Raw genomic sequence first — 21,033 nt, 5'->3', positions numbered from 1 at the left:
ATTAATTTCCTCTGAAGATATTTTTACACCTTCAAATGACATCAATTCTTATTTTGGAAAGCCACAACGCTAAACCTGTATTTATAATACCTCTATAATTCCTAAGAGGTAGAATCACATGTTCAAAAAGCGAACTTAATCACCTTATTTTTAAAATGGTTATCCCCATAACACACTGTGATTAAAGGGGATTACAATATACCACTTTAGGGGTATATGAACTTAAACATGATTAAGATCACTAGCATAAATTGATCTAAAACAAGGCCAATTTCGGTCACTATTTCATCTATTCAATTCACTATTAATATTAACGATAGATCTCCGATTCTTATTTGGAATAGCTCCTCACAACGCTGCTAATAAAAACGAATATGGAGATAACACCGTGAGCATAAAACACTGGATGAGCGCACCTATCGCGGTTGCGACCTTATTCGCCAGCCAATTATTTTTGGTTGGTGCTCCTTTGGCGGCAGAGGATACTGGTCTCATAGAGCCTCGCAATGATACCTTTGAACAAAACCATCCTGACCAATATCACTCTTGGAAAGCCACATCGGAAAGCAAGCATATTGAAGATGCCTTAAGTGAAGACCCAAACATGGTGATCTTGTGGGCTGGTTATGGTTTTGCTAAAGACTACAACAAAGCGCGCGGTCACTTTTACGCGCTTGATGATGTGAGGCAAACCCTCAGAACCGGCGCACCAGCAGACGAAAACTCCGGGCCAATGCCGATGGCTTGTTGGAGTTGTAAAAGCCCAGATGTCGCCCGCGTAATTGAAGAGCGCGGTGAAGACGGCTATTTTGAAGGTAAATGGGCGCGCTTGGGCTCAGAAATCGTCAACCCTATCGGTTGTTCCGACTGTCACAATACGGGTTCTGAAGCCTTCAAGAAGGGCGAACCCGCACTGGCACTGACTCGCCCATACGTCGAGCGTGCTTTTGACACCATCGGCAAAAATTTTGACCAACAATCTCGCTTAGATAAACAAGCGTCAGTCTGCGCTCAATGTCATGTCGAGTACTACTTCACAGGTCCGACTAAAGCAGTCAAATTCCCATGGGACATGGGGACCAACGTCGCTGATATGGAGAAATACTACGACGCGTTGAACTTTAAAGATTGGACGCACGCCGTTTCTAAAGCACCAATGCTTAAGGCGCAACACCCAGGTTTCGAAACTTGGAGAGCGGGTATTCATGGCAAAAACAAAGTGGTGTGTGTGGACTGTCACATGCCTAAAGTAACCAAAGAAGACGGTACGGTATACACCGACCACAAAGTGGGTAACCCGTTTGATCGTTTTGAAGACACCTGTGCGCAATGCCATACTCAAACCAAAGAGCAACTACAAGGCATCGTTTCGACTCGTAAAGCGCAAGTACTGAACATGAAGCTAACCGCCGAGAAACAAATTGTGGCAGCGCACTTTGAAGCTGGTGCAGCATGGGAAGCAGGGGCAACAGAAGAAGAGATGCAACCCATCCTACAAGATATTCGCCATGCCCAATGGCGCTGGGACTACGCGATTGCTTCTCACGGTGTTCACATGCATGCTCCTGAGGTAGCACTTGAAGTACTCGGTACCGCAGTTGATCGCGCCGCTGACGCCCGTACCAAGTTAGTTCGTTTACTGGCAACAAAAGGTATTACTGACCCAGTTCAAATTCCAGATATCTCGACCAAAGCAAAAGCGCAACAAGCACTAGGTATGGATATGGAAAAGATGAACGCAGACAAGAAACACTTCCTAGAAACGGTGGCACCAGAATGGGATAAAGCAGCTGCTGAGCGCGAAGCAACGTACTGATCAGTATCGATTACACTAGCTTAAATGGATAAAACGAAGGGCGCACGTTGCGCCCTTTTTGTTTGATAGAAGGCAGAGGAAAACAGATTAGCGACGAGGAAGTCTCGGCCTAGGCTGAATATGTGGACGTGTTTTAGGCATCTGCACATTTGGGCGTGTAACTGGGCGCTGAATCTTCGTTTCCGGCAATGCTTTTCTTTGTTGAACCTTTTCTTTCACCGCTTTATCTTGTAAAGCCGTAGGCTCGATGCGCTCGGGGCGGTTCTCCCACTTGGTTTGAATCTCCTGCTTTTGCTCGTCAGGCAGCGATTGCCAATGATCGTCAAGCTGTCGCTTCATGTTATCGATATTGGCGGACATATCGTCGTCTTTCCAATCTTCGACTTTGTCTTTGATGGATTGCTGTTGCTCTTCATCCAAGCCATTCCACCACTCTTCTAGTTTCTCTTTGTATTCATCGTCGTTGTCGCAACAACCCGGATAGTAATAAATCCAGTAGTCGTCATGATCGTACCACCAAGGGTCGTAATAACCGGAAGAGTAATAAACCGTAGATGAGGTGCCAGAATGTTCGGAAGAGCTACAACCCACTAACACGGAGCCGCACAGCACCACAAATATTCCGAACGCTTTATTCTTCATTCGTCCCCCACCTTTCTTCTACTACTTATTAGAGTCTACGCCTACAACAGCTCTTTCGCTTTATTGATCGAGTTAATAATTTGTACTCGATCTAAGCTTGGATCGTTCGAGTCGAGTAATAGCACCCAAGTATCAATGGCTTCCTGAAAGCGGAATGACAAAAAATGATCATTGGCGATCAAAGACAAAGCCGCTTCATTGTGCGGTTCTATCTGCAAAGCTTGTTCTAGAAGCAAACTGACTTCTTGCGTCATTGATTGCTGGTGAATGTAGTATAAGGTCGTCGCTTTCGCAGCAAGTTGCGTGGCACCGACTGGCTCAGTCAGTTGGATGGCGTAATCAAAACAAATCAGCGCGCCATCCAATTCTCCCTCTAGCAGGTAGCCCTGCCCTAACTGAAACCACAATTCTGCATTGTTTGGATCTTCACGCAATTGGTCTTGAATTTCCTGCATGATATCGCGAGCAGTCATCATTCGAGAGACTCCAGCTTGAATAGGTTGTGGAGGAGATTGACGCAACAATAAGAAGCTAGCGCTGGTTAACACTAGTACCAAAGCACAAAAACCGAACCATTGCGTCGCTCTTACTCTTGAAGCGCTGAGCGATAATACGACGACGAATAATCCCATCAAAGTGATGGCAATGAAAAACCAAACAGACATAACGCGCTCCCTAGACAAACTGAGTATTAGTGTACTGGTTTAATGCTTGTATTGCGTTGATAGAGGTACAAAAAAGCCGAGCAACTGAGGCTCGGCTTTTTACATTAGAATAGTGACGAAAGATTACTCTTCGTTACCTTCCTCTGCATCATCAGCGGCTGGCGCTTCTGGAGTATCTTGCTGCGTATTTTCGTCTGTTGACTCTAACGCTTCTGCTTCTTCACCAGCAGGCAGCTCTTCTTCATCAACTTCTTCAATACGTTGCAAACCAACAACAGATTCGTCTTCCGCAGTACGGATAAGCGTTACACCTTGCGTGTTACGACCAACCTGGCTAACTTCACCCACACGAGTACGTACTAGTGTACCAGCGTCGGTGATCATCATCATTTCATCACCTTCAACAACCTGGATAGCACCAACTACCGGGCCGTTTCGCTCAGAAACTTTGATAGAAACGACACCTTGAGTGCCACGACCTTTTGTCGGGTACTCACTCAGCGCTGTACGTTTACCGTAACCGTTTTCTGTAACTGTTAGGATGTCGCCTTCGTGCGAAGGAACGATAAGTGATACAACTTGGTCATTTTCAGCCAGTTTCATACCACGAACACCAGAGGCGGTACGACCCATAGGACGAACACCTTTAAACTTGATCTCTGGCTGACCATTCTCATCAAGAACTGGCTTACCATTTTCGTCAAGTACTGGAATTTCTTCTGCTTCTTTAAAGCGAACCACTTTACCCGCTTTAGAGAACAGCATGATTTCGTTTTCGCCGTTAGTGATATCCACACCGATTAACGAATCGTCTTCACGTAGGTTTACCGCAATCAGACCATTTGAACGAACATTTGCAAATTGGTTCAACGGCGTTTTCTTAACCGTACCGTCACCTGTTGCCATGAAGATGAATTTGTCTTCAGAGAATTCATCAACACGCAGAATCGCGGTAATGCGCTCACCTTCTTCTAGTGGAAGGATGTTCACAATTGGCTTACCACGAGCAGTGCGGCTCGCTAGAGGCAATTGGTAAACTTTCAGACGGTATGTTTTACCGCGAGTAGAGAAACACAAGATGTTATCGTGGGTATTCGCCACTAGAAGACGCTCGATATGGTCTTCATCTTTCATCTTGGTCGCACTCTTACCTTTACCACCACGGCGCTGTGACTCGTAGTCGCTCAGTACTTGGTACTTAACGTAACCACCGTGCGACAGAGTAACCACAACGTCTTCACGTGCGATCAGCTCTTCCATGTCGATATCATGGCTCGCAGCTGTGATTTCTGTACGACGAGCATCACCAAAGCCATCACGAACCGCTTCAAGTTCTTCGCGGATCACTTCCATCAAACGCTCAGTGCTTGCAAGGATATGCATGAGTTCAGCGATTTCTTCTAGAAGTGTTTTGTATTCGCCAAGAATCTTCTCGTGTTCTAGACCTGTTAGTTTATGTAAACGTAGATCTAGAATTGCTTGTGCTTGTTGCTCAGTCAGGAAGTACTGACCATCGCGGATACCATATTGAGGCTCTAGCCATTCAGGGCGTGCTGCATCAGTACCTGCACGCTCTAGCATTGCTGAAACGTTGCCTAAATCCCAACCACGAGCGATAAGGCCAGCTTTTGCTTCAGCAGGAGTCGGCGCCTTACGAATTAGGTCGATGATTTCATCGATGTTCGCTAGTGCAAGTGCTAAACCTTCAAGGATATGAGCACGTTCACGCGCTTTACGCAGTTCGAAGATAGTACGACGTGTCACAACTTCACGACGGTGATCAACGAAGCACTTCAACATATCTTTTAGGTTGAATAGCTGTGGCTGGCCATTGTTTAAGGCCACCATGTTGATACCGAAAGTGGTTTGCAACTGAGTCTGAGCGTATAGGTTGTTTAGAACCACTTCGCCCACTGCGTCGCGCTTACATTCAATAACAATACGCATACCGTCTTTATCTGACTCGTCGCGTAGTGCACTGATGCCTTCAACTTTCTTATCTTTAACTAGCTCAGCGATCTTTTCGATCAAGCGAGCTTTGTTTACCTGGTATGGGATCTCAGTGACGATGATGGTTTCTTTACCATTCTTCTCCACTTCGATGTCCGCTTTCGAACGCATGTAGATTTTGCCGCGACCTGTTTTATACGCGTCTACAATGCCTTTACGACCGCTGATCAGCGCCGCCGTTGGGAAATCAGGACCAGGAATGTAATCCATTAGTTCATCAATAGTGATTTCTTCATTATTGATGTATGCAAGACAGCCATCGATCACTTCGCCAAGGTTATGAGGCGGGATGTTGGTTGCCATACCTACTGCGATACCAGAAGCACCGTTAACCAATAGGTTTGGAATTTTAGTTGGAAGAACCGCTGGGATCTGCTCAGTACCGTCGTAGTTTGGTACGTAGTCTACGGTTTCTTTGTCTAGGTCAGCCAATAGTTCATGGGCAATTTTTGCCATTCGAACTTCGGTGTAACGCATTGCCGCAGCAGAGTCGCCATCGATCGAGCCAAAGTTACCTTGACCATCGACCAGCATGTAACGAAGCGAGAACGGCTGAGCCATACGTACGATTGTGTCGTACACAGCACTATCACCGTGCGGGTGATATTTACCGATTACGTCGCCGACAACACGGGCTGATTTTTTATATGGTTTGTTCCAATCGTTGCCTAGTACGTTCATCGCGAATAAAACGCGGCGGTGTACTGGTTTTAGGCCATCACGCACATCTGGAAGAGCACGACCTACGATGACTGACATCGCATAGTCTAGATATGAACCTCTAAGCTCATCTTCGATGTTTACGGGCGTGATCTCTTTAGCTAAATCGCTCATAGAGCCATTATCCCTCTATTATCTGATCGTAATTACGATACGTGTAAGGTGCAAAAATATAACACACAATTCATCACTTCGGCATCACTTTCCCTCTCCTTTTATCAGGTTGTGAGCTTGGTTATGAATCAAATGTCGAGAATTTGCACACTCATCCCATATCTTTCTGATTAGTGGTTATATTTCGGTCAACATTGAGCAAAATCGGACTTTTTACGCGGAAAAGCGAGATAAATTCCTTTAACCACACAACGCGAAAATGCAGGTTTTAGAGTATTGTCACTGGCACTAGTTCAAGGATGAACCAAAAACAATAGCTAGCGCTTTCAAAATTACAGGAACCTGTCGCGTTTGCCGCGCCAGTGAACTCTGTCATTGTCCCTTCACTAAGCACATCGAGGTTGTTTGGGGATAAAACGTTGGAGTATACTGACGCCCTCTAAAGGACTCAGATTGAATGCAATAAAACCAATTATGACTAAAGCACAAAACGTCGACCCAAGTGAAATTAAGAAATTCGAGGACATGGCTTCTCGATGGTGGGATTTAGAAGGCGAGTTTAAGCCGCTTCACCAAATTAACCCACTTCGTTTGAACTATGTACTTGAAAAAGCAAATGGCTTGTTTGGCAAGCGTGCACTTGATGTCGGCTGTGGTGGTGGCATTCTTGCTGAAAGCATGGCGAAAGAAGGCGCTATTGTGACTGGACTTGATATGGGCAAAGAACCTTTAGAAGTCGCGCGACTCCACGCACTAGAAACCGGTACTCAACTGACCTACATTCAGAGCACAATAGAAGACCACGCTATAGAAAACGCAGGAACTTACGATGTTGTGACTTGTATGGAGATGCTTGAACACGTTCCAGATCCTCTCTCTGTTATCCGCTCTTGTGCTGCGCTAGTCAAACCCGGTGGTCACGTGTTTTTCTCAACCTTGAACCGAAACATCAAGTCATACTTGTTTGCTATTGTCGGTGCAGAGAAGCTTCTTAAGATTGTTCCTGAGGGGACTCACGAGCACGAGAAGTTTATCAAGCCTGCCGAAATGATGAAGATGATAGACCAAACAGACCTAACGGAAATGGGCATTACGGGCCTGCATTACAACCCTCTTAATGACAGTTACAAACTCGGCCGTAATGTAGATGTAAACTACATCGTTCATACTAAAAAATACTGAACGCCGTTATGTTAAAAAATGCGTTTTGTGATTGACATTTTTTGTAGAAAATGAATCGAAAGCGGTAGCACAAAGTTGCCGCTTTTTTTGTCTTTTTATGCCTAAAATTCGTGCTCTAGATTCCATTTTAACCAACCTATTTTTCGTAGATAAAAACGGCCAAAGATCAAGGAAAATATTTTTGCATGCGGTTATTTCTAAACCGATCTCAAAACCGTGCTTTTAACCATTCAAGTCTGCCCTTTTCTCATCGGTTAGTGTTCACTTACTGATTTTTTTCATTTTGTCAGTTATCCACAAGTCATCCCCGATCTGTACCTTGATAAATCAGTGTAATAGCACTATCTTGTAACCCGCAAACAAATGAACCCCTATATGTTGTGTTTAAGCGACAATATATAGATAGACTTTGATCACAAAGCCGCCGCAAGCTTTACTCATATTGCACATAAACAAACAAAAATACGGCTTTTATCAGTTTTCTTAGGGAAATAAAGCAGAATGAACCAACAACTTACCGTCACCAAGCGTGATGGCCGTAAAGAAAGTATCGATCTGGATAAAATCCACCGCGTTATCACTTGGGCTGCAGAAGGTCTAGATAATGTTTCGGTTTCTCAAGTAGAACTTCGCGCTCACATCCAGTTTTACGACGGCATCACAACGACAGATATTCACGAGACAATCATCAAGTCTGCGGCAGACCTGATCTCTGAAGAGACTCCGGATTACCAATACCTAGCTGCTCGCCTAGCGGTATTCCATCTGCGTAAAAAAGCGTATGGCCAATACGAGCCACCAACGCTTTATGATCACGTGTCTCGCCTCGTCGATATGGGTAAGTACGATCAACATATTCTAGAAGACTACACAAAAGCAGAACTCGACGAACTTGATGCGTACATCGACCATAAACGCGACCTAAACTTCTCATACGCGGCAGTTAAGCAGCTAGAGGGCAAGTACTTCGTACAAAACCGTGTAACGGGCCAAATTTACGAAAGTGCTCAGTTCTTATATATCCTTGTAGCAGCGTGCCTATTTGCGAAATATCCAAAAGCAACGCGTCTTGATTACATCAAGCGTTTCTACGATGCGACATCGACATTTAAGATTTCTCTACCTACGCCAATTATGTCTGGCGTGCGTACCCCTACTCGCCAGTTCAGCTCATGTGTTCTGATTGAGTGTGGCGACAGTCTTGATTCTATCAACGCAACAGCAAGCTCGATTGTTCGTTACGTATCTCAGCGCGCTGGTATTGGTATCAACGCTGGTCGTATCCGTGCATTAGGTTCAGAGATTCGCGGTGGTGAAGCATTCCACACTGGCTGTATCCCGTTCTACAAATACTTCCAAACCGCAGTAAAATGTTGTTCGCAAGGTGGTGTTCGTGGTGGCGCAGCGACTGTATTCTACCCAATGTGGCACGGCGAAGCTCGCTCTCTAATGGTGCTTAAAAACAACCGTGGTGTTGAAGAGAACCGTGTTCGTCACATGGACTACGGTGTACAGCTGAACAAACTGATGTACCAACGTTTGGTTGAGGGTGGCAACATCACACTATTCTCACCTTCAGACGTACCGGGTCTATACGACGCATTCTTCGAAAACCAAGAAGAGTTTGAGCGTCTATACGTGAAGTACGAGAACGATCCTTCAATCAAGAAAGAAACGGTTAAAGCGATTGAAATGTTCACTCTGCTAATGCAAGAGCGTGCATCAACAGGTCGTATCTACATTCAGAACGTGGACCACTGTAATACTCACAGCCCATTCGACTCTGAAGTAGCGCCAGTTCGTCAATCGAACCTATGTCTAGAAATCGCACTGCCAACGAAGCCATTAACTAACGTTGAAGATGACTCGGGCGAGATCGCACTATGTACGCTTTCTGCCTTCAACCTTGGTACTATCAAGTCTCTAGATGATTTCGAAGAGCTATCTGATCTTGTTGTTCGTGCGCTAGATGCACTGCTTGATTATCAAGATTACCCTCTACCAGCGGCATACAAATCGACGATGAACCGTCGTACGCTAGGTGTTGGTGTGATCAACTTCGCTTACTACTTAGCGAAGCATGGCGTGAAATACTCTGACGGTAGCGCAAATGGCCTGACTCACCGTACGTTCGAAGCAATGCAGTACTACCTACTAAAAGCATCGGTAGAACTGGCAAAAGAGCAAGGCAAGTGTCCTTCATTCGACGAAACGAACTACGCGAAAGGCTTACTGCCGATTGATACGTACAAGAAAGATATCGACCTAATTTGTGACGAAGCGCTGCACTACGACTGGGACAGCCTACGTAAAGAAATTATGGAGCACGGCCTACGTAACTCAACACTGACTGCGCTAATGCCTTCTGAGACCTCTTCTCAGATTTCAAACGCAACTAACGGTATTGAGCCACCACGTGGTTATGTTTCAGTAAAAGCTTCGAAAGACGGTATTCTGAAGCAAGTTGTACCTGAGTTCACTGAACTTAAAGACAACTATGAACTGCTTTGGAACATCGGTTCGAACGACGGTTACCTACATCTTGTGGGTATTATGCAGAAGTTTGTTGACCAAGCTATCTCTGCTAATACTAACTACGACCCGTCACGTTACGAGACTGGCAAGGTACCAATGAAGAAACTGCTTCAAGACCTGCTAACAGCGTACAAGTTTGGTGTGAAAACGCTTTACTACCATAACACTCGTGATGGCGCAAAAGATGAACAGAAAGACGCTGTTCAACCACAAGATGACGATTGTGCTGGCGGCGGTTGTAAGATTTAATCTACCCGCACCCAACACTCCGTAAAGACAGACTATCGATAACCTCCCCTTATGGGGAGGTTTAAAAGGAATTGAGGCATTATGGCTTACAGTACTTTTAACCAAAAAAAGAATGACCAGTTGAAGGAACCAATGTTCCTAGGTCAATCAGTAAACGTTGCACGCTACGACCAACAAAAGTTTGAGATTTTCGAAAAGCTTATCGAGAAACAACTTTCTTTCTTCTGGCGTCCAGAAGAAGTAGACGTATCTAGCGACCGTATCGATTACAACAAACTGCCAGATCACGAGAAGCACATCTTCATCTCTAACTTGAAGTACCAAACGCTTCTAGACTCTATCCAAGGTCGTAGCCCTAACGTGGCACTGCTGCCGCTTGTATCTCTGCCGGAACTAGAGACTTGGATTGAGACTTGGTCTTTCTCTGAAACGATTCACTCTCGTTCTTACACGCACATTATTCGTAACATCGTGAACGACCCTGCTGTGGTATTTGATGATATCGTTGAGAACGAGCACATCCTGAAGCGTGCAAAAGACATCGCGCACTACTACGACGATTTGATTCAAGCGACGAATGATTACCATCGCTACGGTGAAGGTGAGCATGTCCTTAACGGTGAAACGGTTAAGGTTAGTCTGTACGATCTGAAGAAGAAACTGTACATCTGTCTGATGTCTGTTAACGCACTAGAAGCGATTCGTTTTTACGTAAGTTTCGCATGTTCTTTCGCTTTCGCAGAACGCGAACTAATGGAGGGTAACGCGAAAATAATCAAACTGATTGCACGTGATGAAGCGCTTCACCTGAACGGTACGCAACACATGATCAACCTGCTACGTAACGGTCAGGATGATTTCACTTTCATGCAAATCGCAGAAGAAGCAAAACAAGACTGTTTTGACCTATTCAAAGAAGCGGCTGAGCAAGAAAAAGAGTGGGCAGAGTATCTATTCAAAGATGGCTCGATGATCGGTCTAAACAAAGACATCCTAAGCCAATATGTTGAATACATCACCAACATCCGTATGCAAGCAGTAGGTCTACCTGCAGCTTATCCAGAAGCAACAACCAACCCAATCCCATGGATTAACGCTTGGTTGTCTTCAGATAACGTTCAAGTTGCACCTCAAGAAGCGGAAATTTCTTCTTACCTTGTGGGTCAAATTGACAATGAAGTTCGCGCAGACGACTTCGAAGGATTCGAGCTGTAATGGCAACACTCAAAATCAACAAACTCATCAGTATTGAATCCAACCCTTCCAATACAATTTTGGAAACAATGGAGCAAGCTGGCTTATTACCAGAATACAACTGTCGTGATGGGCACTGTGGCGCTTGTCGCTGCAAGTTGGAATCTGGTGAAGTGGAGTATGTTGGTTTTGCCATGGCTTACACGCAAAGTGATGAGATATTACCTTGTATCTGTAAAGCAAAATCGGATTTGTCACTCAGTGGCGTTAACTACGCGATGAAAGAAAAGCAGCGCGCATAACGTGACTCGACGGTATAAAACGCAAAAGCCAAGGTGATTACCTTGGCTTTTTTGTATCTACGTGTTTTATCTCTCAGGCTGTTATAGGTCTCTGGTTATAAAGCACTACCTGGGAGATGCATCTCTTTAACTTTCTCTAAAAATGCATAATGTGCAAACATCGGTTTACGTTCTAGGTAGCGACGCAACAAGTCTAGTGCTGCCGTGCTGATCACTTTAACTTGATCATTGCGCTGATACTTTTTCGAGAGTTTATATAACGCTCCCCACTCGCCTGACGGTGTCGATAAAGCGACGGAAAAAACACCCTCTTCAATATCGCCAGTGACGAGTGATAAATCCGTCCCACACTTCTCTCGCGTCGCTCCTGCCAGAGCAAACGTTTCTACTAATGGGTCTCCGCTGTTGCTCATCGCTTGAGTCTGGCTTGGTAGTACCCAACCATGTCCAAGTTGCCTTTCAGCGTTTTCATCACTATTTAACCAATAAGTTAAGTATCCACCACTGCTTTTTTCGGAAACCGACACGGTTAACTCTTTATCCACCAACAGCTGGCCGACATTTTCAACCATAGGTAAATCAATACTAACGGTATTGCTTTCAAGATGCTTATTGATCATCTGTACCAACTTCAAACGCTGTTCAAACTGGTCAGAAGGGCCAAAGAGTTTCACTTCAATAAAAGGTAAGTAAGAGCGATAACCAAGCTCATACCCTTGAGGAAGTTTTAGCTGATCAAGCTTGTCCGAGATGCCGGATTCGGAAAGGCCAAACGTATAGATTCGACTACAACATGAACCTTGCACCTCTGGAAAAGCTCTTCTCAGATCAGGCAAAATTTGCGTCTCTGCCATAAGCTTAAATTCACTTGGCACACCCGGCGTAAAATAAAAAATGGCATCATTAATCAGCATCTTGAAACCACAGGCCGTGCCTATTGGGTTATCCAGAATCTCAGCCGTTTCTGGTAGCATGGCTTGTTTTAAATTACTGTCTGGCATTGGGATGCCACGTCGAGCATACAAACTTTCTAGATGCTGCAACCACTCTTTGAAAAGCACGAGTTTACACTCAGCAGCTCTCGCGGCGGCGGCCGCACTCATATCATCGGTCGTTGGCCCTAAACCACCATTCACGATCACCACGTCATTGTTGAAGCTCAACATTAAAAACTCTTCAACCAAGCTCGACAGGCTATCACCAACCGTTGAACGCTTTGTTAAGCCAAATCCATGTTGATAAAACAGGCTAGACAACCATGCCGCATTCGTATCAACAATATCACCGTGGAGCACTTCCTCACCGGTACTAAGCATTGCTATTTTCACAACTGACTCCTGAACATAAGCACAATCCTATTATTCGTTATAGTGCTTATTTTTCTTTTTATTTGGACGAATCTCGACGAGATATATTGGGACTAAATAAGGATCAAGTATTTAAATGGTTGATGTTTTGAGGGATAATTGCGAGCCCGATCATCACACCATCAACTCGGAGACCTTTGTGTCAAAATCATCCATGTTCAAGAAAACTCTAACTGGCCTTTGCTTGACTTCGTCAGCGCTTGCGCACGCAAGTCAGTACGATATGACCAGTCATACGGAGTTTTCTTACACACCTGATTGCTTGTCAGGTTACTGCGAAACGACGACTCTGTACACCTTCGAGTCTCAAAATCGCGGTCTTATGTTTGAACAGAATAATGATGATTCATTAAATCTTGATGCAGGGCTTCAGCCTAAACATCTCATTATCCCTCAAGATAAAGACTGGGATTACCTCATGGGTCAAACCTACACCATTCTTGGCCTGAGTATCGCAACCGTTGGTATGATGACTTTCCTTCCAGAAAGTATCACTAAATGGGACGAAGAAGACCGAGACATGAGTAAGCTGGGTCAAAAATGGAAAGATAATGTCTCTGACGGGCCTGTTTGGGATCGTGATGAACATGTCCTCAACTACATCATGCACCCTTATTTTGGCGGCGTTTACTACACAGCCGCACGCCACGCTGGCTATAACGAGTTTCAGTCATTCTTGTACTCCGCAACCATGTCAACGTTCTTTTGGGAGTACGGAGTAGAGGCATTTGCAGAAGTGCCATCTTGGCAGGATATTTTTATCACACCATTCTTTGGTGCTGTGGTTGGCGAAATGATGCTCACTGCTGAGCAAGATATTGTAGCAAACGGCGGCGAAGTCATGGGCTCTGAAACCGTCGGTGATGTATCACTCTTCTTCCTAAACCCTGTTGGGCATATCCATTATTGGGTAACCGATGCATGGGGCGGTAGTGCAGAATTACAATTTAATTCATCACCTTGGTTTGGTAATCAAGACGTCGCAAAATTCGCAATGGACGCAGGCGCCAACTACGATAGCCAATTTTACGGTGTCGAACTAAAAGTAACATTTTAGCCTTGACTTGAGTTGATACTCAGTAGAAAGCAGCCTTATGATGGCTGCTTTTTTGTGCCCTAAACATCGTTTTAATTATTTGCTTCACGAATTAGTGTCAAAAATTGACTTTCATCAAACATAACCCTCTCCTAGCACCTACACTAAATAAAAGGATTTATTCCAATAACTTAAGTAGCACGTTTATTCGTACTGCGTCCAAACCTTATTCCAGGAGGGGACATTATGAACACCGTATTTATTGTTAATTTTGTCGGACAAGCGTCACCCGCAACTATCAAAGAACTCGCAGCAATTACTCATGAAAATGGCGGTAAATGGCTGATAAGCAAAGTAAACTTTATCGAAGATCAAGTTGCTGGTGTCATCAAAGTAGAGCTTCCAAGAGAAAATGCCGACATCGTTAAAGAGGCGTTCTCTTCATGTCAAACTCTTGTGGTTAGGTTCGTTGACTCAGATCCTCACTCGCATCGTGAAGACACCATCTTTCAGCTTCGCTTAGATGCCAACGATAGAGCAGGTATTGTGAATGAAATTACTCACGTTCTCGATAATCAAGGCATTTCAATTCTAGATATGGATTGCCAACGCGTATTCATTGCAGGCGGCGGTGGGGTAAGCTCCAGCTTATTCAGCGCAAAAATGGCGATTAAATTGCCTAGCGAGCTAGAGATTGAGGACGTGGCTAATGAGTTAGAATCTCTGAGTGAAGACACTCGTGTAATTGTAGAAAGCTAACTGCATACCTTTAACGCTTCCCCAATAAAAAAGAGCAGCAATTCAGCTGCTCTTTGTCGTTCTAATACTCAATACGTTTTATTTCACCGACCACTGAGATAGTGAACGTTTGAAATCAGAGTAGTCAAATTCATTCAGTTTTTGAATGTCACCATTCGAGCGTTCACAGTAAACCGAAGGCATACGTAGACCGTTAAACCAGTTCAGTTTCACCATGGTGTAACCTGCACTATCTAGAATATGCAGACGCTGTCCGATCTCGAGAGGCTGTTCGAAGTTCGCCACGCAAAACTGGTCACCAGCTAAACAAGAGCATGATCCAATCACGTATTCATGTTCACCGTTTTCAGATGCTTCAAGAATGGACGCTGGCTCGTTGTAGATAAGCGTATCCAAACGGTGGGCTTCTGTTGCTGAATCGACAATCGCCGTCTTCTTCACGTTCTCCACGATATCAACCACTGTTACAACAAGATCGGTTGTCTTAGTGATGATCGCTTCACCCGGCTCTAGATACATTTGTACGCCGTGTTTCTCTGAGAATGCTTTAAGCGCTAAACCCAACTTCTCGATGTCGTACCCCGGCCATGTGAAGAACACGCCGCCACCCATGCTTACCCAGTCCAGCTTATCTAGGTACTCGCCAAACTGCTCTGAAATAGCATCGAGTAAGCCGATAAACGCATCCACGTCTTTGTTCTCACAGTTCATGTGGAACATTACGCCATCAATACCATCAAAAATTTCCGGTTTGATGTGATCAGCCTGAACACCAAGACGAGAGAATTGACGAGCTGGGTTTGCTAAGTCTTGCCCTGCGTAGCTCACACCTGGGTTTAGGCGCAAGCCAATCGATGCTTTACCTTCGACAATATGACGATAAGCCGCTAGCTGTGACTGAGAGTTAAAGATCATCTTGTCACAGATGTCCGCCACATCGCGAACGTCATCTTCGCTGTAACCCACACTGTATGCGTGTGTCTCACCACCGAACGTTTCGTAGCCAAGCTTCACTTCAAACGGGCCAGAACTTGTTGTTCCGTCTAGGTAAGGCTTGATGATGTCGAATACACCCCATGTTGAAAAGCACTTCAGTGCTAATACAAGCTTCACACCAGAGATGTCTTTTAGCTGTTTTGCTTTCTCTAGGTTCTCAATCAGCTTGTCTTCATTGATCATGAAGTATGGCGTTTTTAGTTCGTTTTGTTGCATTTTGATACCTTACGTCCCTTCGCTTTAGCAAAGGCACTATAAAATCGAACAAAGCCGACGCAAGTGCATCGGCTTAAACGTACAAATAAGAGTCGCTAAATTCTTACTTCAATTTATGGATAACAGGTTGTCCTGGCTCCAGTTCTTGAACATGCCAATCTAGACCAATCGATGGCATGGTTTCTAGGAATGGGTCTGGATCTAGCTGCTCCATGTTGAACACGCCTTTGTCTGCCCACTTACCACGGAAAAACTGCAAAGCCGCGGTGATCGCAGGTACGCCAGTGGTGTATGAGATAGCTTGGTGTTCAACATCTTCGTATGCAACTTCGTGATCTGCGTTGTTGTAGATGAACACACTGCGCTCTTTACCGTCTTTCTTACCTTGAACCCAAGTACCGATACACGTTAGGCCTGTGTAACCTGGTGCGAGAGATGTTGGGTCCGGCAGTAGCGCTTTCAATACGTGTAGAGGTTGGACTACCGTGCCGTCGTGCAGCGTCAGTGGGTCTGGGCTGAGTAGACCAATATCGCGCATTACGTTGAAATAGTTCAGGTAACGGTCACCGAACCCCATCCAGAACTCAATGCGTTTCGCCGGGATGAACTCTTGCATAGATCGAACTTCGTCGTGCGCCATTGAGTACACTTTATGTGAACCACAGTTCGGGAATTCAAACTCAAGCATACGTGAGTGACAAGGTACTTGTTTCCACTCGCCGTTTTCCCAGTAGAAGGAATCACCTTGAATCTCAAGCATGTTCGTTTCTGGGTCAAAGTTAGTTGCGAACTTCTTACCGTGGTCACCTGCGTTTACATCCATTACGTCGATAGTATCGATTTCATCGAACAGATGTTTCACCGCGTATGCAGCAAACACCGATACTACGCCCGGATCGAAACCGGCACCAAGAATACCTGTGATACCCGCCTCTTCAAACTTCTCACGGTAGCCCCACTGCCAATCGTAAGCTTGAGGTACTTGTTGGCCTTCAGAACACAAATCAACCGCAACAGATGTATCAAGGTATGACACTTTAGCTTGGTAACATGCTTCCATAATAGACATGTTCACCCAAGGAGGACCCGCGTTGATCACTAAGTCAGGCTGCACTTCTTTAATTAAAGCAACTAAAGAATCTACGTCGTCCGCGTTTACCGCACGAGCTTCTAGTTTCTTAGTTGAATCTTTCAGATTGTTTTTCTTCTGAATCGATTCGATGATTTTCTCACACTTACCTACGGTACGTGATGCGATTGTGATATCACCCAGAACGTCGTTGTTTTGTGCTGCTTTATGTGCAACTACCCAGCCAACGCCGCCTGCACCAATCTGTAGAATTGCCATAGTTTTCCGTTACCTTTGTTAAACTAGCTCTGCCGCTAGCGTATTGATTTTTGAGAGCAAAGATTCAAAGTCCGCCGTCGTCAGACACGGGTTCAAAATCGTAAATTTAAGCGCGGTTTTATCGTCGACAATGGTTTCACCCAATACCGCGATACCGCGTGTTAACGCTTCTAAGCGCAACGTTTTGTTCAGTTCATCAAGATCCGCTGATTCATGTGTCGCGCGGAACAGAACCGTAGATAGTGATGGTTCAGCCAACAACTCAAAGTGTTTGTTATCTCGAATCATGTCCGCAACTTCAAGCGTCTGCTCAAGTAAATGATCGTACATATCACCTAGGGCTTTTGGCCCCACGCTTTGCATCGTCATAAACACTTTTAGCGCATCAAAACGCTTAGTTGTAGCAATAGACTTATCCACCAAGTTCGGCAGTTCGTCGTGTTCGCGGTTCAAATAGTCTGCATGATGAAGCAGGAACTTAAAGTTAGACTTGTCATTCACCAACAGCGCACCACAACTGATGGTTTGGTAAAATAACTTGTGGAAGTCTACGCTGATGGAGTGTGCACGCTCACAACCTTTCAGACGGGCTTTTTGGCTACTTAGAATCAGAGCTCCACCGTATGCACCGTCGACGTGCATCCACATGTCATGTTTCGCTGCCATATCGGCGATAAAGTCTAGGTCATCAATAGCGCCGTGATCCGTAGTACCCGCTGTGCCGACAATTGCAAATGGGATCAAACCTTCTGCTTTTGCCTGATTTAGAACTTCGTCTAACTTAGTGACATCCATCGTTCCATCGGCATTAGCATCGACGATCATAACCGCTTTTTCACCCAATCCCATCCAAGACGCTGATTTTTGAACTGTGAAGTGGGATTTTTTCGAACACACTATACGCAGCTTCTCTGCGTATTCAGGAAGCCCAAGCTTTTGAATTGAGTGCGCACTGAGTTTGTCAGCAATCCAATCACGCGCAAGCATCAAACCCATTTGATTACTTTGCGTGCCGCCGCTCGTGAAGATACCGTCCGCTTTTTCACCTAACTCGTATTTATCGCATAGCCAGTTCACAACTTTCTGTTCAACATAAGTCGCTGATGAAGCTTGATCCCATGAGTCCATTGATTGGTTCAAAGCCGCAATCATTGCCTCTGCGGCAATAGCAGGCATCAACGGTGGAGTATGAAGGTGAGCGATACAATCTGGATGTTGAGTAAAAATCGCGTTTTTCGCGACCAACTCGGCTGCATCATCAATAACCGTTTTGAGAGGCGCATTTTTATTGTCAAGATCAACAGCATGGATCGCTGCTTCCAATGCTTTTGGATCCATACCAGAGTATGGTGCAGCAACCTGTTCAAACACTGATTTCATTGCTGTCGTAGTGTGATTCATCACCGAAGCAAACTCATTGCTGCCCAACTCTCCAGTGTGGATGAAATGCTTCTTCCATTCATCTTGTGGCTGAGTTTCGATGTGACTACCGCCGGCTGCTAAAATCGCGTCTTCAAATACACGTAAAGCAAAGTCGATTTGCTCAAACGAGATGATAAGAGGAGGAAGGAAGCGAATTACTGCACCTTCACGTCCGCCTTTCTCAACGATCAAGCCACGCTCAAGTGCTGCGCGTTGAATGGAAAGAGTGAGTTCACTATCCGCTTGAGGTTCGCCAAATTTATTGAGCTCACCGTTTGGATTTTTAATCTCCACACCAAGCATCAAACCTTTGCCACGTACTTCTGCGATACAGTTCACGCGCTTTTGAATGCTTTCAAGACCATAGCGCAAATACTGGCCCGCAATATTGGCATGCTCAACCAGATTGTCACGCTGGATGATTTCTAATGCTTTCGCACCAGAGACCATGGCTAACTGGTTACCACGAAATGTACCTGTGTGTTCGCCCGGCTTCCAAGTATCATGCTGCTTGTTGATAACCAATAGCGACATTGGTAAGCCACCGCCAATAGCTTTTGATAAACACAGGATATCTGGAACAATGCCCGACTCTTCAAATGCGAAATTGTAGCCAGTTTTACCAACACCACACTGGATCTCATCGAAGATCAGTAAGATACCGTGTTCATCACAAATACGACGTAACTCTCGCAGCCAGAATGCTGGCGCAGGAACAACACCACCCTCACCTTGCACTGGCTCAACGATGATCGCAGCAGGCTTCATAATGCCCGATTCATCATCGTTTAAAAGACGATCGATATAGCGAATGCTTGCTTTCGCACCTTCATCACCGCCAAGCCCAAATGGACAACGCAGATTGTATGGGAAAGGCATAAAGTGCACGTCTGACATTAAACCAGTTCGACGCGCTTTCGTACCTAGGTTGCCCATCATTCCCATTGTGCCGTTAGTCATACCATGATATGCGCCACGAAAAGCAAACATGGTGTTGCGACCAGTAGTCTGCTTCGCGAGCTTGATCGCGGCTTCAACTGCATCGGCTCCAGACGGACCACAAAATTGGATAACGCTGTTCTCACTTAACTCTTGAGGAAGAAAAGATTTAACAGATTGAATAAACGTCGTTTTTGCTGATGTTGCAATATCTAGCGTCTGATATGGCAGACCCGAATCTAATTGCTCTTTCAGAGCTTGGTTTATTTCAGGATGGTTATACCCCAAAGCTAGAGTGCCCGCTCCCGCAAGGCAGTCTAAAAAGATCTGTCCACGTGTATCTTCAACCAAGCAACCAAAAGCTTGTTTGATTGCGATTGGCAAGCGACGTGGATAAGAACGCACTTCAGATTCATGCTCAGCCTGATCAATCAATACTTGATCTGGCGTTAAGTCATACGTTCCCTCAACGATAGGAACCTGAGACGAAAAAATGTTTGCGATATTGCTATCGACTTCAAAGGCAGTGCTCATACTACATAATCCCTTGAATTATAATAATTCTATATCCTGTATTAATAATCATTGGAATGAAGTTACAGGAGGTGTGTATACCCCTCCGCATTTGTCAGTGCAAAATGACAAATACAGATCATCTGCCACGATATTCGTGACTTTATATGTAAAAGGGATTAATCAAGGTTCCGTAATGCACCCGTTTTGTAAAACAGGACATTTCGGCAGTATGAAGCTGATTAGTGTGTGTTTATTCAAAGGTTTCAATGTTGGGTTTCCCATTAATATGCCGCTTTTACAGCATTAGTATCCCGTCTATCGACAAAAGGCTTTGCCGATACCTACCCTACGCAGTGTCACAATCAGCTTGAATGGTCACTACGCGTATCCCCCAGAGATCAAACGTTGTTAATTACGCTCCGAGATTGCGCGCGAATTTATCACAAAATAAAATCTTCTGGCAACGATTTTTCATATTAGTAACAGTGACGCAAATCACAACAAAGTTCCCCCTAGTGATATTTGTACATTCATACTCATCTACAACGCTTTTCTTCTTTTCTCAAATACCTGTTATTTAAACAAATATCCTTACAATATCAGCACCATGAACCAAAACGGTTTATGAACATACCACTCTTTAATCGTAGAACATTATTTTCAGTATCCAAGGTATTTAACAGAGCTAGTATTTACGTTACTGCTCAGCCTAAAGCGATGAGTCTTTATTCACAGAACTTTGATTGACTAAACTTAAACTAGCTGGATGGGTACGGCCATGAAGTGACGTTGCTATGGCTAAAATTAACAAGAAGTTAAGTTAGTAAGCTGAAGGAGCTCAGTGCTTAACGAAATCCATCACAGAGAAGAAATTTAAGATTTGAAGAAATACAAAAAAGGCCCAGCATTTTGATGCTGGGCCTTAAACCTGGAGCGACACACGAGGTTCGAACTCGTGACCTCAACCTTGGCAAGGTTGCGCTCTACCAACTGAGCTAGTGTCGC

Annotated in this window: 14 protein-coding genes and 1 tRNA gene; 7 read left to right on the top strand and 8 right to left on the bottom strand. The window is 44.8% G+C overall.

Annotated features, from left to right (window positions below):
• The first annotated feature begins 388 nt into the window (after window positions 1–388).
• Complete coding sequence (gene nrfA, locus MSG33_RS20045; protein WP_248381879.1) at window positions 389–1,816, top strand: ammonia-forming nitrite reductase cytochrome c552 subunit; 1,428 nt, start codon at window positions 389–391, stop codon at window positions 1,814–1,816.
• Between the two features lie 87 nt (window positions 1,817–1,903).
• Here the strand turns inward: nrfA and MSG33_RS20040 are convergent, their stop codons facing one another.
• From MSG33_RS20040 to gyrA, 3 genes are all read right to left on the bottom strand, one after another.
• A complete protein-coding gene (locus tag MSG33_RS20040) occupies window positions 1,904–2,458 on the bottom strand; it encodes a hypothetical protein (RefSeq protein WP_248381877.1) in 555 nt (184 codons plus the stop codon).
• A gap of 41 nt (window positions 2,459–2,499) precedes the next feature.
• A complete protein-coding gene (locus MSG33_RS20035) occupies window positions 2,500–3,123 on the bottom strand; it encodes a hypothetical protein (protein WP_248381875.1) in 624 nt (207 codons plus the stop codon).
• A gap of 123 nt (window positions 3,124–3,246) precedes the next feature.
• Window positions 3,247–5,967: a DNA topoisomerase (ATP-hydrolyzing) subunit A gene (gene gyrA / locus MSG33_RS20030; RefSeq protein ID WP_248381873.1), complete on the bottom strand. Its 2,721-nt coding sequence runs from the start codon at window positions 5,965–5,967 to the stop codon at window positions 3,247–3,249.
• 474 nt (window positions 5,968–6,441) lie between these two features.
• On the opposite strand from gyrA, the gene ubiG reads away from it, so the two are divergent.
• The 4 genes from ubiG to yfaE all read left to right on the top strand — a co-directional run bounded on the left by ubiG (window position 6,442) and on the right by yfaE (window position 11,429).
• A complete protein-coding gene (gene ubiG / locus MSG33_RS20025; protein ID WP_031780424.1) occupies window positions 6,442–7,149 on the top strand; it encodes a bifunctional 2-polyprenyl-6-hydroxyphenol methylase/3-demethylubiquinol 3-O-methyltransferase UbiG in 708 nt (235 codons plus the stop codon).
• 501 nt (window positions 7,150–7,650) lie between these two features.
• On the top strand, window positions 7,651–9,933 hold the full coding sequence (nrdA, locus tag MSG33_RS20020) for a class 1a ribonucleoside-diphosphate reductase subunit alpha (protein WP_248381871.1): 2,283 nt from the start codon (window positions 7,651–7,653) through the stop codon (window positions 9,931–9,933).
• An 81-nt stretch (window positions 9,934–10,014) separates the two neighbouring features.
• Window positions 10,015–11,148: a class Ia ribonucleoside-diphosphate reductase subunit beta gene (nrdB, locus tag MSG33_RS20015; RefSeq protein WP_005376818.1), complete on the top strand. Its 1,134-nt coding sequence runs from the start codon at window positions 10,015–10,017 to the stop codon at window positions 11,146–11,148.
• Window positions 11,148–11,429: a class I ribonucleotide reductase maintenance protein YfaE gene (gene yfaE / locus MSG33_RS20010; RefSeq protein ID WP_005376817.1), complete on the top strand. Its 282-nt coding sequence runs from the start codon at window positions 11,148–11,150 to the stop codon at window positions 11,427–11,429. The genes nrdB and yfaE overlap by 1 nt, the downstream gene beginning before the upstream one ends.
• A gap of 95 nt (window positions 11,430–11,524) precedes the next feature.
• Here yfaE and MSG33_RS20005 read toward each other — a convergent pair whose 3' ends face one another.
• Window positions 11,525–12,757: a CinA family nicotinamide mononucleotide deamidase-related protein gene (locus MSG33_RS20005; protein ID WP_248381869.1), complete on the bottom strand. Its 1,233-nt coding sequence runs from the start codon at window positions 12,755–12,757 to the stop codon at window positions 11,525–11,527.
• A 193-nt stretch (window positions 12,758–12,950) separates the two neighbouring features.
• On the opposite strand from MSG33_RS20005, the gene MSG33_RS20000 reads away from it, so the two are divergent.
• Both MSG33_RS20000 and MSG33_RS19995 read left to right on the top strand, forming a co-directional pair.
• Window positions 12,951–13,853 (top strand): DUF3943 domain-containing protein, encoded by a 903-nt coding sequence (locus MSG33_RS20000; protein WP_031780425.1) that lies wholly within the window; start codon window positions 12,951–12,953, stop codon window positions 13,851–13,853.
• A 225-nt stretch (window positions 13,854–14,078) separates the two neighbouring features.
• A complete protein-coding gene (locus MSG33_RS19995; RefSeq protein ID WP_005394795.1) occupies window positions 14,079–14,591 on the top strand; it encodes an ACT domain-containing protein in 513 nt (170 codons plus the stop codon).
• Window positions 14,592–14,669: 78 nt separating this feature from the next.
• Here MSG33_RS19995 and nspC read toward each other — a convergent pair whose 3' ends face one another.
• The 4 genes from nspC to MSG33_RS19975 form a co-directional block, all read right to left on the bottom strand.
• A complete protein-coding gene (gene nspC / locus MSG33_RS19990) occupies window positions 14,670–15,803 on the bottom strand; it encodes a carboxynorspermidine decarboxylase (protein ID WP_005394797.1) in 1,134 nt (377 codons plus the stop codon).
• A 103-nt stretch (window positions 15,804–15,906) separates the two neighbouring features.
• Entirely contained in the window at window positions 15,907–17,151 is a 1,245-nt protein-coding gene (locus MSG33_RS19985) for a carboxynorspermidine synthase (RefSeq protein WP_012841628.1), read from the bottom strand.
• A gap of 18 nt (window positions 17,152–17,169) precedes the next feature.
• Complete coding sequence (locus MSG33_RS19980) at window positions 17,170–20,046, bottom strand: pyridoxal phosphate-dependent class III aminotransferase (protein WP_248381867.1); 2,877 nt, start codon at window positions 20,044–20,046, stop codon at window positions 17,170–17,172.
• A 911-nt stretch (window positions 20,047–20,957) separates the two neighbouring features.
• Window positions 20,958–21,033, bottom strand: a tRNA-Gly gene (locus tag MSG33_RS19975).

Origin of the sequence: Vibrio sp. 1CM7H (assembly GCF_023161645.1) — a bacterium.
Lineage (GTDB): Bacteria > Pseudomonadota > Gammaproteobacteria > Enterobacterales > Vibrionaceae > Vibrio > Vibrio diabolicus.
Note: the sequence above shows the minus strand (reverse complement) of the source record. Positions and strands in the feature narration are given on the sequence as shown.

Excerpts from the sequence above, each read along its gene's own strand:
- MSG33_RS19985 (WP_012841628.1), bottom strand. The coding sequence starts at position 17,151 with ATGGCAATTCTACAGATTGGTGCAGGCGGCGTTGGCTGGGTAGTTGCA.
- gyrA (WP_248381873.1), bottom strand. The coding sequence starts at position 5,967 with ATGAGCGATTTAGCTAAAGAGATCACGCCCGTAAACATCGAAGATGAG.
- nspC (WP_005394797.1), bottom strand. The coding sequence starts at position 15,803 with ATGCAACAAAACGAACTAAAAACGCCATACTTCATGATCAATGAAGAC.
- MSG33_RS19995 (WP_005394795.1), top strand. The coding sequence starts at position 14,079 with ATGAACACCGTATTTATTGTTAATTTTGTCGGACAAGCGTCACCCGCA.
- MSG33_RS19980 (WP_248381867.1), bottom strand. The coding sequence starts at position 20,046 with ATGAGCACTGCCTTTGAAGTCGATAGCAATATCGCAAACATTTTTTCG.
- ubiG (WP_031780424.1), top strand. The coding sequence starts at position 6,442 with ATGACTAAAGCACAAAACGTCGACCCAAGTGAAATTAAGAAATTCGAG.
- yfaE (WP_005376817.1), top strand. The coding sequence starts at position 11,148 with ATGGCAACACTCAAAATCAACAAACTCATCAGTATTGAATCCAACCCT.
- nrdA (WP_248381871.1), top strand. The coding sequence starts at position 7,651 with ATGAACCAACAACTTACCGTCACCAAGCGTGATGGCCGTAAAGAAAGT.
- nrdB (WP_005376818.1), top strand. The coding sequence starts at position 10,015 with ATGGCTTACAGTACTTTTAACCAAAAAAAGAATGACCAGTTGAAGGAA.
- MSG33_RS20000 (WP_031780425.1), top strand. The coding sequence starts at position 12,951 with ATGTTCAAGAAAACTCTAACTGGCCTTTGCTTGACTTCGTCAGCGCTT.
- MSG33_RS20040 (WP_248381877.1), bottom strand. The coding sequence starts at position 2,458 with ATGAAGAATAAAGCGTTCGGAATATTTGTGGTGCTGTGCGGCTCCGTG.
- MSG33_RS20035 (WP_248381875.1), bottom strand. The coding sequence starts at position 3,123 with ATGTCTGTTTGGTTTTTCATTGCCATCACTTTGATGGGATTATTCGTC.